Source organism: Halonotius sp. F2-221B, assembly GCF_046719765.1.
Lineage (GTDB): Archaea > Halobacteriota > Halobacteria > Halobacteriales > Haloferacaceae > Halonotius.
The window spans coordinates 33,675-47,436 of sequence record NZ_JABEBY010000001.1 but is presented as its reverse complement, the minus strand read 5'-3'; the positions used below and the strand labels follow the sequence as shown (position 1 = coordinate 47,436).

Here is a 13,762-nt window from a genome sequence, read left to right as displayed (position 1 = left end):
GCGGCAAGGATCACTCGATCGAGGGCGACATGCTTGCTGTCGCTCAAAACTTCTCTAACAGCGATTCATAGAACTCGCCGTCATCATCGGCGGCCAGCTTCTCGACGATCAGCTCCGGCGTCGACCGCGCCAGATGCTCTTTCACCGGCGACCGATTCACCTCCAACTCGCCGTCAACGAGCCCAACGGCTTCGATCCCATCGACGGCAACGTCGATGGCGGCGGCCTCGCGGATCTCCCGTGCCAGATGGGAGACGAAGACCGCGGCGGTCTGCTGTCGATAGAGGGATTCGAGGATGCCGGCGATGAGCTTCGCGCTCGCGCCCGGTTCGGTGATGCTTTCCAACTCGTCGACGAGGACAAGCCGACCGTCCGCCCCGTCGACGAGGTCGCCGAAATCCTGGAGCGTGCTCTCGAAGGCCCCGGCGTCGAGTGTGCCCTGTGATTTGGCGTAGTAGTGCAGCTCGGAGAATCGGGACAGCCGGGCGTGGTCGGCCGGCACCGGCAACCCCATCTGGGCGGCGATAACGATCAGTCCAACCAGATCAAGGAGGGAAGTTTTCCCGCCGGAGTTGACACCCGATAGCAGTGTCACCCCTTCGACGCTGTAGTCGACCGGCTCGACGGCCGCGAAGTCGACATCGAGGATCGGTGATCGACCGCCCTCGATGGTGAACCCCGGCGTGGGTGCGTCGTCATCGTCGGCGTCATCGTTGCCGTCTGCGCCAGCAGCGTCGCCGACGAACTCCGGCATCGTACAGTCGAAGTCGCGGGCGAAGGCGGCGATCGCCAACTCGACATCGAGTTCGAGCGCGTTCCGAACCAGCTCCTCGGCAGGCGTTTTGAGTGCCGCTAGCTCGTCGGCGAGGTCGGCTTTCAGCTCGGCTGATCGGCGGTCGCGGGCGGTCGTCAGCTCGGTGTTAAGCCGCGAGACGGCATCGTCGCGCCGGGAGACCGGAAAGGTCGGCTCGCCGCCGAAGATGTGGTCGGCCAACTCGGCCTCGTGACCGGTGAGGTCGAGGCTGTCGACGAGGTGGTCGTGGGCCTTCTGGAGCGCGGCGTCAAAGGCATCATCAAGCTCCCGAGCGAGCAGCGAGTCGACGCGGGCCCCCTGTTCGACCAACGAAAGGAAATCTTGCCCTTCGATGGTGACATCCCGCTCTTTGATCGCGTCTCGAAGATGGTCGTTGGCGACGGATTCGGCGGTTCCAACGGCGGCATCAAGATCATCGACGGCGGTGGCCAACCGCTCCAGCTCCTCGTCGCCGACGATGGTGCCGTCCTCGTCAACCCGCGAGAGACCATCGGTGAGCGCGTCGAGTTCGAGCGGTGGCTCCAACTCACTAGCCTCGTGGACGCGAGCAGCCGCCAGCAGCCGCTGGCGGTTCTCGGCAAAAAAGGCAAGCAGTCGTTCGGGAACGACAGCCGCGGGCGACTCTAGCGCGTCAGGCAGCACCCGCACGTCGCCGCTGAAATCACCGCCGGCGAAGGCCTCGTCCAGCACGATCACCGTCGAATACGATCGAGCGAGTTCCTCGATGTCGTGGCCGTCGTCGACGACCTCCGCGGAGAGTTCGGGGATCGCCTCCCGGGCAGCGGCGTAGCGTTCGGCGTCGGTCGTCGCCAGACAGCGTTCGCGGACGCGAAGGCCGGATGGTGAATCGAGGGGAGCAACATCGGCCAGTGCCGTCCGGAGTTCGGGTGTCGGCTCTCGCGTGAGCGCGTCGTCGACCGTGGCTCTCACCTCCTCGATGCGGGACTCCCTCGTTGCGGGATACAGCGTTTCCAGCCGCTTTTTTGCGTAGGTGGTGACCGCACGCTCCTGGAGGAGTTCGAGAACCGAGTCGTACAACTCGCGGGCCTGGTCGGTCGCCAACAGCCCGCCGGGGTCGTCATGTCGCTGCCGGATCGCCCCGCGGGCGATGGCGGCCGCCCGCCCTTCGCTGACGCCCGGCGCGTCCATCAGCGTTAGCACGTCACCCTGCTGTAACGCGGTTTCGGGATCGTCAAGCTCGGCTAAGGCGTCGGCGGTCTTCTCGCCGACACCGGGGATCGATTCGAACGCCATTCGCCTGCGAGTCTCGGGGGCGACGACTAAAGAATACGGGTCATGCTGCCGAACCCCCGATCGCGCTCACAGCACGGTGCTTGCGCTTACAGCCAGGGTGCACGGGCGGTATCCTCCGGTGCGTAGTCGGTCTCGGTCGCCGACTCCGGGGGCTCCTCGGCGTCCTGCTCGGGCTCATCGCCGCCGTCGGGCGAGTAGGCCAACAGCCCTGAGACGACCAACACCGCCAACGCGATCGGTGCGTCGGTGTTGAGCACCCCGACAACTGGCAGCGCAAACACGCCGAGGGCGACGGCACTCCCGAATCGGAACCGATCGAGGTCGACGACGCCACGGAGCGCGGGTGCGGCAAGAGCCACTGCGAGCGCAAAGCCGACGCCGATGGCGGCAGTGATCGCGGCCCGCGCCAGTAGCTCGCCGTCGACAACGAGTTCCACGGTCAGCGCCGACGGGCGAACGCTGGCCAGCAGCCCAAGCAGGATGATCACCCCCGGGGACGGAAGGTAGTCGCTCACCTTCGCGCTGACCGTTCTGGCGGCGATCGCCAGGATGACGACCCCAGCGAACCGCTGGAAGATCGCCAGCTCAAGGGCACTCTCGATAGTCGGGGCAATCACGGCCTGGAGTGCGGCCAACGGGATCAGCCCCGCGCCGATCAACAGCACCGACCGCACCATCGATCGCCGGCTCTCGTCTAACTCCGCGAGGATGACCGCGACGGTCGCCGACCCACCGAAGACCAACAGGCCGGTCTCAAGCATCCCGACCGGCGTCGCAAGCGTGCCGGCCAGCAGCAGCGCGACGAACAGCCCATCGAGCAGTGGGAGTGCCATCACCGTCGCCAACAGCATCGTCGCACCGCCGACGCGCTGCTCGATGGTGAGGGCGACCGGGTGTTCCGAGACACTCATCGCGGGTTAGGGGCCGTCACCATCGGCCGAACGGTGTTCCCGTCGTAATCGGTCGCTGCGTCGACCGCCGACAGCGAACGCGACTCCCAGTACCGCCGCAAACAGCGTCCACGTCTTTGTCGGATTTGTTCCAGCAGATGAGCCGCGCTGCTGTGCAACCCGAAGCGACGTGGAATTCAGCTGGGAGTACATACACCCACAGATAGGGCCGGATCGCTGTTAAACGTTCCGTGGGACACAGCTACATACCCATGGATCAACAGCTACCCCGGCGTGTGGCCGACGAGTGTGGCGAGGCCACAGGGAGCGGGCGACTCGCAACGTTTTTCCACCGGCCACGGCGACGATTTATATGGAATCAGACCGTCCCTTCTCGCAGAAACTTGAGGTACCGGAGGCGTTGACGTTTGACGACGTGTTGCTCCGCCCCAAAGAGAGCCGTGTCGAACCCGACGACGCCGATGTGTCGACGCGTGTCTCGAAGCACGTCGAACTCAACATCCCGGTGCTCTCGGCGGCGATGGACACCGTCACCGAAAGCGATACCGCCATCGGGATGGCCCGTGAGGGGGGTCTCGGCGTGCTCCACCGCAACATGGAGATCGAGGAGACCGTCGCCGAGATCGAGCGCGTCAAACGCGCCGACGAGCTGGTGATCAGCCGCGAAAACGTTGTTACCGCCAACCCCGACCAGACCGTCGCTGAGGTCGACCAGATGATGAGCCGAGAGGGAGTCTCCGGCGCGCCCGTCGTCGACGACGACGATACCGTTCTCGGGATTATCTCGGGCACCGACATCCGCCCCTTCCTTGAGGTCGGCGAGACCGATCATGTCCGGGAGGCGATGACCGACGAGGTCATCACCGCCCACGAGGATGTCGACGCCCGCGACGCCCTAGAGCTGATGTACGAGTACAAGATCGAACGGGTTCCGATCGTCGACGACAACGACACCCTCGTCGGCCTCGTGACGATGCAGGGGATCCTCCAGCGACGGGAGCACCAAACCGCCGCCCGCGACGAGGACGGCCGCCTCCGCTGTGGTGTCGCCGTCGGCCCCTTCGAGACCGATCGCGCAACCGCGGCCGACGAGGCCGGCGCGGACGTCCTCTTTATCGACTGTGCCCACGCCCACAACCTGAACGTCATCGAGGCCGCCCGCGAGATCAAACAGGCGGTCGACGCCGACGTGGTCGTCGGCAACGTCGGCACCCGCGAGGCCGCCGCGGAGATCGTCGATTTCGCCGACGGAATGAAGGTTGGTATCGGGCCGGGCTCGATCTGTACCACACGCGTCGTCACCGGTGCAGGGATGCCACAGATCACCGCGGTCGCCGAGGTCGCCGACGTGGCAGCCCAGGAAGATGTTCCCGTCATCGCCGACGGCGGAATCCGCTACTCCGGTGATGCGATCAAGGCGATCGCCGCCGGCGCGGACGCGGTGATGCTTGGCTCGTACTTTGCGGGCACCGAGGAAGCCCCCGGCCGCGTCATCACGATGAACGGCAAAAAGTACAAGCAATATCGGGGAATGGGCAGCGTCGGCGCGATGAAATCCGGCGGCGGCGACCGCTATCTCAAAGACGATGAGGACGGCGAGGAGTTCGTCCCTGAGGGCGTTGAGGCCGCAACGCCGTACAAGGGAACACTGGCCTCAGAGCTCCACCAGCTTGTCGGTGGGATGCGCTCAGGGATGGGCTACGTTGGCGCGGAGACGATTCCCGGGTTCAAGGAGCGATCCGAGTTCGTCCGCGTCTCGGCGGCCGGCCAAACCGAGGGCCATCCACACGACGTGATGATCACCGACGAGGCCCCGAACTACAGCCCCGACGAGTAGCTGTTGGGCGGCTGTGGGGAGCTGTTAGTGGAACCCACGGCCAACGTCGTCGTCCTCAATGAGCTCATCGAGCTCCGCGTTCAGCAGTTCTTCGGCCTCATCAAATGTTTCGGAGAGATTCTCCAAGCGATCGGGTCGTTCGCTGAGCTCGTACTCCATCGGGCCGAACGCCGGGCTGTCAACCGCATCCATAACATCCGAAAAGAACTGCTCGGCGGACGCTTCGCTGTCGGCGTGGTGCCGAAGGGTCGATTCAAGCTGGGAGGCCATCGCTTCGGCGTCGGACTCATCTTCGGGTGGCTGTTGCATCGCAAACCGACCAGGGTCGTCGCCGCGGCGCGGCAGCAGTGGATCGATCTCGTCGTCGATCTTGCGGGCGATCTGCGTGCCGACGCCGCGGAGCTCGGTTGGATTTTTCGCGTAGGTTTTGAGGTGGTAGACTCCGCCGTCGGGGTGGCCGAGATAGAAATCCTCGCCGACGCCCGTGGCTCGCTGGCCGGCGATCGCCCGCCACCCCTCCGGGTCGTGGTTGCTATCGACAACCGTCGAGAGGATGTCCTGCCAATCGCGGATCTGCATAGCCGCGTGTATGGGTGCCTCCAGAAAGACAGTTATGGACGCTATTGACCTAGTGGTTTCATCTCACAGTGGGTCGCCAACGCGTCTTCAAGCTCGTCGTACGGCGGGAACGCCGGCCACTCGTCGGCAACCCAGGCGTACCGCACCGTTTGGTCGGTGTCGAGAAGGAAGACCGCGGGTCGTGGCTCGGCAACCCCGGCCATCCCGTCGAGATCGTTGACGATGTCGTACTGTTCGGCCACGTCGTTGGCCGGATCGCTGAACAGCGGGACATCGATCCCGCGTTCCTCGATGAACGTCGTGTGTTCGTACGGCGTCGAGATCGACAACCCCGCGATCGTGAGCTGGAACGTGTCAGCAAAGTCCCGATCCCGAAGCTCGTTCCAGATGTAGGTCGCCGGGAACGCGCCGTCCATCGGATAACAGACGAGTAACAGCGGATCGTCATCAAGCAACGAGGACAGCGACACGTCCGCCCAGTATTCGTCGGTCACCAGCGGGCGGGTGAACTCCGGTGCCGTCTCGCCGGCTGTCGGGTGGTCGGTCGCCGGCAGCTCGACGATATCGAACTCAAGCTCCATCAGTCGGCCCCTCCGTACGTTTTGTCAAGATACTCGACGATGTTGCCGCTCTCAGACATTGTCACGCCGGTGTTTTCATCAACGATCGCGGGGACGGTACGCGCACCACTGATCCGCTTGACGACGTTGCGATCGGAGTGCATCGGTTCGACAAACCGGGAGGTATAGGGGAGGTCATACCCCGAGAGCTTGCGGACAACCCGCTCACAGAACGGACAGGCCTGCAGCCGATACAGCGTGATCGGTGTCATCTCGTCGGTATCGCTCATTATCGTTACCATGGCCGAGTGTCGGGTAAAGATGTCGCTGTTGGTCGGCGGACCCACAATGGTGTGGGGCATCCTCGGTGGTGGCGATGCCAATGGCGGCGGTGAGAGGGCTCCCTGAGACGCTGTTCGTCTCTCATCTGTCCGGTAATAGCAACTCACCACGGCGTGTGCCGCCAGGAATGCTAATAGTTATTAATTTTCTCCGCGTTGGTTGCTATATGAGCGTTGTCAGCGTCTCGATGCCCGAAGAGCTGCTCGAACGAATCGATGAGTTTGCGGACGATCACGGGTACACCGGCCGCAGTGAGGTTGTCCGCGAAGCCAGCCGCACACTGTTGGGGGAGTTCGAAGACAAACAGCTCGAAGGCCGCGATCTAATGGGTGTCGTTACCGTCCTGTTTGATTACGAGACGACCAGTGTCGAGGAGAAAATGATGCATCTTCGACACGAACACGAGGATATCGTTACCTCAAACTTCCACAGCCACGTTGGTGGCCACCACTGTATGGAACTGTTCGTCCTTGAGGGCTCACTGGAGGAGATCTCGACGTTTGTCGGCAAGATTCGGGCGACGAAGGATACCCTGACGGTCGATTACTCCGTCCTCCCGGTCGATGAGTTCGGCCCGCTGGCGGATATGAGCTGAGCGGCGCGTCGCCACCAGTCCGACGCACTCAGCCGACAGCGAGCCAGGCGGCGACAACAACGAGGCTGCCCATCAGCGTGCTGGCGAGGGCATGCGTCCGCAGCCGATCGAGGAGTTCGTGGGAGTTCTCCTCCAGCGAGACCACCTGGTCGATCTCGCTGCCGGTCTCACAGTTCGGCAGGAAATCCATGGCGACATGGAGGAAGATACCGGCCGCAAAGCCGAAGATGACGGCGTTGAGGATCGGCTGTTCGGGCACCGGCAGCATGGCCGTCGGGATCGCCGTCAGCCCGACGCCGGCCGCCGGAAGGAGAAGGACGGCTGCGGGGCGACCGTCGCGGCCAAGTCGGCGGGCGGCGGCGTAGCCGGCCGGCCCCTTATGAGAGACGATAGCGAGTCCGAGCAACAGCCCGAGGGAGGGCATCGACCCATAGACGATGCCGATGATCGCACCCGCCGACAGCGCGTGGATCGTGATCTGTGCGGCGGTGACATCCATCGCACCATTGAGGTGGGTCAGCCGATGACCGATGGTGTGGGCACTGTAGCCGATGATCACGCCGAATGCAAGGCCGATCCCGCCGAACTGTGGCGTCCCAACCGAGCCCGCGATGCCGATGGCCTGTGGGACGAGGAACATCGCCGCGCTGGTGATCATCGCGCCGCTGGCCAGCCCGTACCCCCAGACGAGGCCGAAGGGATCGGTTTCGGTCGCCCGCCCACCCAGCCACGCGCCGCCGACCATCGCGCCGAAGGCGACCCAGCCGATGGCGACGACTTTCAGCACGGAGTCGTCGATGCCGGCGATCCCGTACCGAACCGCGCCGGCTGCGGCTGCCGAGAGCGCAAGGAGGCCGACGACCGAAACAAATCCCAGTCGTGAGCGACCGAGCACCCCAGTATTAACTATCTCTTTCGAGTTAGCAGTCACTGGTATCGAAAACAGCGTTGTTGCGAATAAATCCGGCGGATTGCTGACCGCATCCGGGAGTGGTTGCCGGGCGGTCGTTAGGCGTCGAACACCGTCACGTCGGTGTTGCCCGATGCCGAACAGCAGGCCGGGGAGTCGCGGTCGCTCGATTCTTCCTCGTCGTCCGACCCAGGAGCGGTTCCCGACTCGCCGCTGTCGGGCTGCTCATCGGGTCGGTTTTCGGCGTCCGGGCCGATCCGCTCGCGGATCCACTCGGAGATGCCGTCGAGGATGCGGAGATCGTTTGTCATCAGTCTAAGGGTCGGTGCATCCGGGCAAAAGGATTGGGCTGTGATCGCCGTCGAGTCAGCACCGCTGACCGAACGATCACCCGCTGTCGCCGGGTGGCCTCCCGGCAAAGACGACGGTTGACAGCAGGTACTCCTCGCTGCGGAGCCGCAACTGCTCTCTGAGCGCGCGGTAGCGTAGGCCGTTGTGCGGTCGACTCCCGATGCCGAGATCCGTCGCTACGAGTTGGAGGTTTTGGATAACCGCACCGGCTTCGATGGCGGCGAGGAGATACCCCATCTCGCCGTAGCGGTCGGCCGAGCGCGCCGGCAGGGCCGTGATCACGACGACCGCAGCAACCTGTTCCTCGGCTGTGATCCACGTCCAGTTGTCCCGCAGCCAGTCGCTGTACTCGCCCGCTGTGAGCTGTTCGAGCGCGTCATCGCGGATACTGTAGTGGTAGATGCCGGCCTCGATATCGGGTGAGTCGAGGACGATCGGATACAGTTCAAGCGGATAACACGCCCCGCCTGAGGCGACGGGTCGGCGAGGTGGCCCGTCGGTGTCGCGACTCTCGCCGTATGAGTACGCCAGCAGGGTCGCCAGTTCGGTCGCAGTTACCGGTCGTCGCTCGGTTCCGTCCGTATACGACGCCCGCTGGCCGAGACTCGATAACAACGCTGCGGAGTCGGGGGTCGGCAGCGACATGCGTTCGGCCCGCTGGTAGGATTTGTATTGCGGTTTCGACGACTCTTCAGGGGTTGTGTCCGGTGCCAGTGTCGCTTCCGACACCAGCGGTGGGAGATTTTTGTGATAGCGTTCGTAGAGATACTCGAAGTCGTCGTCGAGTGGGGGTTGGTTGGTCATCGTTAGGGGAAGGGGTGTGGAACCGTGTTGAGCGCGTCCTCGCCGACTGGCGTGTTGTGATACCCCATTTCGACCGGGATTGTTGAACGCCTGTCACCGCCGAAATACCGCAACCGCTCCAGCAGGTACAGCGGCTGTAGCCGCGGGACAATCACCCGCTGGACGGTGACAGCAAGTGACTCGATGTCGCGTGTGGTGACATCGACAGCGTAGGCGTCGTAGCCTGCTGCCGTGACGGCCTCCACGGGATCCAGATCGGTTGGCTCGTCGGGCGCGAAGGCGTCGAAGGTGGTCGTTCGGTCGCTGTCGATCCAAAAGCCCAGATCGGCGATACGGTCGTGGGCGGCCCACAACAGCGCGCGGTCGGCAAAGGAGTCGATCTCGCTGGCGACGACCTCATCCGGCGAGCGGGTCGCCGATGACAGCCGGTGTACCGTCGAGAGTCGCGTTTGCACGACTTCAGCCAGCGCGTCTTCGAGCACGGCTGTCGCGTCCGTGCCGGCCGCTGCGGCGACGGTTACTGCCGGTCGATGCGCCCGATCGACCAACACCGCGATGGCGACCGGCACCCCGAGATCCGTCGTTGCGTCCAACATTGTCAGCGCAAGCCCGTGGCGGGTCACCCGGTCGCTCAACCGCCGAACCCGTGGCGGTGCCGTATCGAGATCGATCACCGGCAGCTCGGTTTCCGTGAGATAGTAGCAGATGAACGCGTCGCGCTCGATACACTCCGCGAGGCCGTTGTGGATCGCCATCGCCCGCGAGGAGCCGGCCGCGAGCCCCGTCGAGATCGGATTCCGAATAAAGGGCTCGGCAGCCGGTGGATACGACAGGTAGACCAACTGCGCGGGGATGTGGGTTGTCACTCCCGACTGAAGGTCAACGCCGGCAACCCACGAGAGGTCGTCAGCAGTGCCACAGAGGTCGGTTCCATCAGCCATCCCGGCCCGCTGTTTGGGCGAAAAGTTCACCACAGCTGTCGGATCAAGGGCTGGCTCGGTGAGGTCGTCGAAGGCTGCCGTCCGAAACGAATCCGCTTGATAGACGCAGCCACAGTAGCGTTCGATGGCCTCGCCGTAGGTGGCGACGAGTGCGTCGTCCTCGCTGAACGCGGCACCTCCTTCGTCGTGAGGCATCGAATGTCCGTCGGTAAACGGGGTGAAATCCTCGCGGTCGACGACGTAGCTCTCGATCGGTGGCTCGCCTGGGGGAACTGGCACGCGTCGAACACCGGTGATGATGCCCGTCGTCGGGTGTGCGATCGCTTGGTGTCGCTCGCGGTCGCTTGGCTTCTCGGCGGCATCGCGGCCGCCAGCATTTGTTACTGTGATCCCGTTTCCCTCAGGCATCGTCACAGACCTCACAGTTCGGGCTGGCGAAGACCCGCGGCGTCTCGATGCTGCCTTCGTAGTGGTCATAGACGACGAACTGTTCGTCCAGATATCGCGGGAGTGCGCCGAGCAGCGTCCGAAACAGGAGTTCGGTGACAGTATCGGTGTAGGCAGCCATGTATGGCGGGTCGCCGGTGACCACGTCGGTGAAGAGCTGGCCGCCAGCTTTGTTCGCATCTACGCGCTGATAGACACAGTTCAGACACGCTCGTGCGTCCGCGGTGAGGACTGGGCCGAGCCGCCAGCCCGTTTCGGTCAGCCGCGTCGTGAGGAGCGTTGCCGACGACGCGGCCCACTCCTCGTTGGCATCGATCCACGACTCACCGCGCTCCAGTTGTTCACTCAACAGGATCACGTCCGGGTCGTCAGCGGGGCCGTCAGCCACGGAGACGCCCGCTGCTTGCAGCCGAGAACACACGCCCGACACTGGCTTTCGGTCGCCGAAGACAGCGACTGCGGACGCTTCGAGCCGTGCCGGAATCTCGTGGTGATTCGTGTGGCCCAGCGCTGGGAGGGCTGGCTCAAGCAGTCGCCCCCAGCCCTCAGCGTGAAGCCCGTCCGGAATCGCCCGCGCGTCGTAGGCCACCCCGGCCGCATACAGCCGGTCGATGTACTCGGCATCGCTGCCGGGAACCTGGTCGATGAGATCGCTCGCCGCCGTGGTGCCATCCATCGCCGCCAGCAACGCACAGGTCGGTTCGACGCCGTCGCCCTGCAGCGTTTTGACCGTATGGGGCGTCCGAACCACCGCCTCGCCGTCGTGGATGCCGTAGCCTGTCGGACTGTACGTCGCCGGATACGAGTCCATGCGGATGGCGTTCTCGTGTCGACCCTATAACACCTCGGGGCGTCGATGATGGCTCTCGATGCGACGAGATATCGAAGCTACCGGAGCGTGAGCCCCTCGCACCCCGTTGCTGTGTGTGCTCAGCGGCTCACATCAGGGATCGCGGTCGGCGGGCGACCGCAGAAATTTTCTATAGCGACATGTAGTTTATTAGTTCCCTCTCAGACAGCGCGACCACTCGATCGTCGTTGTGTTATGAGACGATGCGATAGATATTCGCCTCATAGGTCGCTCTGACCTGCCCGCCCCAGTTGTGTGTGTAGGTATCGATGATATCGTCGGCCACGTCGCCACGGAGGTATTTGACCACACCGCGATCACCGGTACGATCCCGGAGGTGGGTCGTGAAGAAGTGCCGGAAGTAGTGCGGTGTCACGTTGTCAGCGGCGTTCCCGCCGGATTCATACCAGCCAGCCTCCTGTGCGTGCTCGGTGACAACATTGCGAACGGCTCGCGGGGTGAGTCGCTGGCCCCACTCGCCCGATGTGTAGACGAACAACGGTTCGGCCGGTGAGGGGCTGTCGGGCCGGATCGCCAGCCAGCGTTTGAGAGTGGCTTTGAGCTCGTCGTCCACGGGAATTACCGTCGCCCGCTTGCGTTTGTTCGAGGCTGCGCGCGCCTCGCCGTTGTGAACGCTCCCGTACGTCGGTTCGCTGTCAACGTACAGCGAATCCGGTCGTGTCTCCAACTGTGGCCGCGGCTCGGCGTCGACGGCGGCCTGGATCTCGCTGTCGTCGAGTGCAAGGTCTCGCAGATCAAGGTTACAGAGCTCACCGACCCGCATCCCGGTTTTCAGCAGCGTGACGATCAGCGCGCGATCCAGCGGGTGGTGAATGTCGGCGACGAACTGTCGCATGCGCGTGAGACCGATCTCCCGACGGTCGGGATCCTTGTCGATGGTTTCGTCCATCTCCTCGACGACAAGCGTCATCGGGTTCGACTCGAAGACCCCGACCTGTGTCATATAGGCGTAAAACCGGTGGAGATAGGCGGCGTAGCTGGCGATTGTGCTGTCGGTGACCGTCTTACGAAGGCTGTGGATCCACGCCATGCAGTCGCGGTGGGTTGCCTCCGAAGGGGTCAGCGGGCGTCCGGTCGCGTTGCGATCCGGATCTGTCAGAAACGCCTCGAACTGCCGGAGTACGCGGCCGTAGGCGTCGCGTGTGCGTTCGGTTTTCCCGTGGTAGGTGAGATCTTCAAGGAAGTACGCGATCGGGTCATCCGGATCGTCGGTGGTTGCGGTGGTACTCATGGATCGACCCTCGTGTAGCCGTCGTTGCGGCCGCTGTAGCGGATTCGGTCGTCAGCTTGCAGCGAATCGAGACAGGATTCGAGGCGGTCTTCGAAGTCGCCTGAAAGCGTCTCGACCAGCTGCTCCCAGGACAGCGACCCGTTCGATTCGAGAGCCTCCAGCACCCGTGTTTCGAGGTCGTCACCCCAGGGGTCTGTGGGGTCAGAAGCGGGCTCCACAGCCCCGGTTGATTCAACTGTGAAATCCTTCCGGCCGGCTTGCACCATCGTCCGGACGAACTCCGCCTGACTCATGCCCAGCTTGTCGGCGTGTTCTGTCCACTCGGTTTTTTGTCGTGTCGGGACGTAGGTGACGACACGCGCTCGGTCACTTTGGTCGTCAGCAGCCATGGAACAGGGTATGCAAAACAGCTACTTGAATCTACCCACACTGGCGCTGATAAGGGATTTTATGCGCTATTCTATACACACTATAGACCGTAAGCTGTGTGTGATGCGGCAGAATAACCTTACTATACACACAACCTAACCGAAAAGAATTGTCGAGTGATAGAGCCAGTTCAGTGGTATCCACCTGTCCCGCTGTGAGATAGCTGGTGGTACCGCTGAGTTATTGAACCGATCTCGATCCTGGTTCCTGCCGTTTGCTTCAAGCAGCAGCCGCATCAACTGTGGCCGCTGGTTGGCAAGCGTTGAGTGGTGGCCCGCGTGTATCGGCTCCGCTTGACTCAGGCTTCTGAACGCGTTGCTACTGTTGGCTCGCCGCAGTCACTGTGGGCTTGTTCTCGTCGTGGTCGTCGACTACGATCGCCCACGACAGGGTAGTATCAATCACCACCGACCCGCGATCACACCGCCAGCAGCATCGAGGCCATAATGTCACACTCTCGCTGATCGGGTCGGAGTCACGCCAACTGCACGATCACGATGAGGAGGAACTGCACAGCAGGTTGTCGACAATCGCGCTACGGTCTGTGCCTGAGGATCGCTTTCCTTGGTGGATTTTCCTCCGGGAGGCAGTTTGGCCGTCGCCCAACTGCACAGCCTGGCAACGATGATCCCACCGTTCGCGTGGGAACCGAATCACCCACCTGTCGTCCGTCGCTCGCCCCCTTCGTCTCTTGTGAGGAACGACATCGCTGTTGTTCTCTCTCTTATGGCTGAGCTTACCCGATATGCTCGCGTGGGGTACCACTTCGGTATTCATCCGCATAACACCGGTATCAATGGCCCACAAGCGACATTGGTGATGTCAAGCCGGTCGATGTCGTACGTTCTCTGTTCCGATCGGTAGTCCGTGCGTACTGAGAGCACGA

14 protein-coding genes are annotated in these 13,762 nt (G+C 63.3%); 2 read left to right on the top strand and 12 right to left on the bottom strand.

Going from position 1 to position 13,762, the window contains the following annotated elements; all coding sequences use genetic code 11:
• Nucleotides 1–43: 43 nt before the first annotated feature.
• Nucleotides 44–2,068: a MutS-related protein gene (locus HKK80_RS00250; protein ID WP_411797610.1), complete on the bottom strand. Its 2,025-nt coding sequence runs from the start codon at nt 2,066–2,068 to the stop codon at nt 44–46.
• Nucleotides 2,069–2,154: 86 nt separating this feature from the next.
• The gene (locus tag HKK80_RS00245; protein WP_411797609.1) at nt 2,155–2,979 is read right to left on the bottom strand and encodes a DUF5794 domain-containing protein; all 825 of its coding nucleotides are present in this window, start codon (nt 2,977–2,979) and stop codon (nt 2,155–2,157) included.
• Nucleotides 2,980–3,331: 352 nt separating this feature from the next.
• Here HKK80_RS00245 and guaB point away from each other — a divergent pair, with 352 nt between their 5' ends.
• A complete protein-coding gene (guaB, locus tag HKK80_RS00240) occupies nt 3,332–4,816 on the top strand; it encodes an IMP dehydrogenase (protein WP_411797608.1) in 1,485 nt (494 codons plus the stop codon).
• Nucleotides 4,817–4,840: 24 nt separating this feature from the next.
• On the opposite strand, the gene HKK80_RS00235 is transcribed toward guaB, so the two are convergent.
• The 3 genes from HKK80_RS00235 to HKK80_RS00225 are packed head-to-tail and all read right to left on the bottom strand — an operon-like array spanning nt 4,841 to nt 6,245.
• Nucleotides 4,841–5,395, bottom strand: a complete 555-nt coding sequence (locus HKK80_RS00235; protein ID WP_411797607.1) for a hypothetical protein — start codon at nt 5,393–5,395, stop codon at nt 4,841–4,843.
• 41 nt (nt 5,396–5,436) lie between these two features.
• Complete coding sequence (locus HKK80_RS00230) at nt 5,437–5,976, bottom strand: redoxin domain-containing protein (protein WP_411797606.1); 540 nt, start codon at nt 5,974–5,976, stop codon at nt 5,437–5,439.
• Entirely contained in the window at nt 5,976–6,245 is a 270-nt protein-coding gene (locus tag HKK80_RS00225) for a glutathione S-transferase N-terminal domain-containing protein (protein ID WP_411797605.1), read from the bottom strand. The genes HKK80_RS00230 and HKK80_RS00225 overlap by 1 nt, the downstream gene beginning before the upstream one ends.
• 218 nt (nt 6,246–6,463) lie before the next feature.
• Here HKK80_RS00225 and HKK80_RS00220 point away from each other — a divergent pair, with 218 nt between their 5' ends.
• Complete coding sequence (locus tag HKK80_RS00220) at nt 6,464–6,892, top strand: CopG family ribbon-helix-helix protein (RefSeq protein WP_411797604.1); 429 nt, start codon at nt 6,464–6,466, stop codon at nt 6,890–6,892.
• Nucleotides 6,893–6,920: 28 nt separating this feature from the next.
• Here HKK80_RS00220 and HKK80_RS00215 read toward each other — a convergent pair whose 3' ends face one another.
• The 7 genes from HKK80_RS00215 to HKK80_RS00185 form a co-directional block, all read right to left on the bottom strand.
• Complete coding sequence (locus HKK80_RS00215) at nt 6,921–7,823, bottom strand: ZIP family metal transporter (RefSeq protein ID WP_411797603.1); 903 nt, start codon at nt 7,821–7,823, stop codon at nt 6,921–6,923.
• Nucleotides 7,824–7,900: 77 nt separating this feature from the next.
• Complete coding sequence (locus HKK80_RS00210) at nt 7,901–8,113, bottom strand: hypothetical protein (RefSeq protein WP_411797602.1); 213 nt, start codon at nt 8,111–8,113, stop codon at nt 7,901–7,903.
• 76 nt (nt 8,114–8,189) lie between these two features.
• The gene (locus HKK80_RS00205) at nt 8,190–8,957 is read right to left on the bottom strand and encodes a SagB/ThcOx family dehydrogenase (RefSeq protein ID WP_411797601.1); all 768 of its coding nucleotides are present in this window, start codon (nt 8,955–8,957) and stop codon (nt 8,190–8,192) included.
• A 2-nt stretch (nt 8,958–8,959) separates the two neighbouring features.
• Entirely contained in the window at nt 8,960–10,306 is a 1,347-nt protein-coding gene (locus HKK80_RS00200) for a YcaO-like family protein (protein WP_411797600.1), read from the bottom strand.
• Nucleotides 10,299–11,156, bottom strand: a complete 858-nt coding sequence (locus HKK80_RS00195) for a hypothetical protein (RefSeq protein WP_411797599.1) — start codon at nt 11,154–11,156, stop codon at nt 10,299–10,301. Before HKK80_RS00195 ends, HKK80_RS00200 begins: the two co-directional genes overlap by 8 nt.
• Before the next feature lie 232 nt (nt 11,157–11,388).
• Nucleotides 11,389–12,447 carry a tyrosine-type recombinase/integrase gene (locus tag HKK80_RS00190; protein ID WP_411797598.1) on the bottom strand — a complete coding sequence of 353 codons (1,059 nt, stop codon included), beginning with the start codon at nt 12,445–12,447 and terminating at the stop codon, nt 11,389–11,391.
• Nucleotides 12,444–12,836 carry a DUF5805 domain-containing protein gene (locus tag HKK80_RS00185; protein ID WP_411797597.1) on the bottom strand — a complete coding sequence of 131 codons (393 nt, stop codon included), beginning with the start codon at nt 12,834–12,836 and terminating at the stop codon, nt 12,444–12,446. The genes HKK80_RS00190 and HKK80_RS00185 overlap by 4 nt, the downstream gene beginning before the upstream one ends.
• Nucleotides 12,837–13,762: the final 926 nt, after the last annotated feature.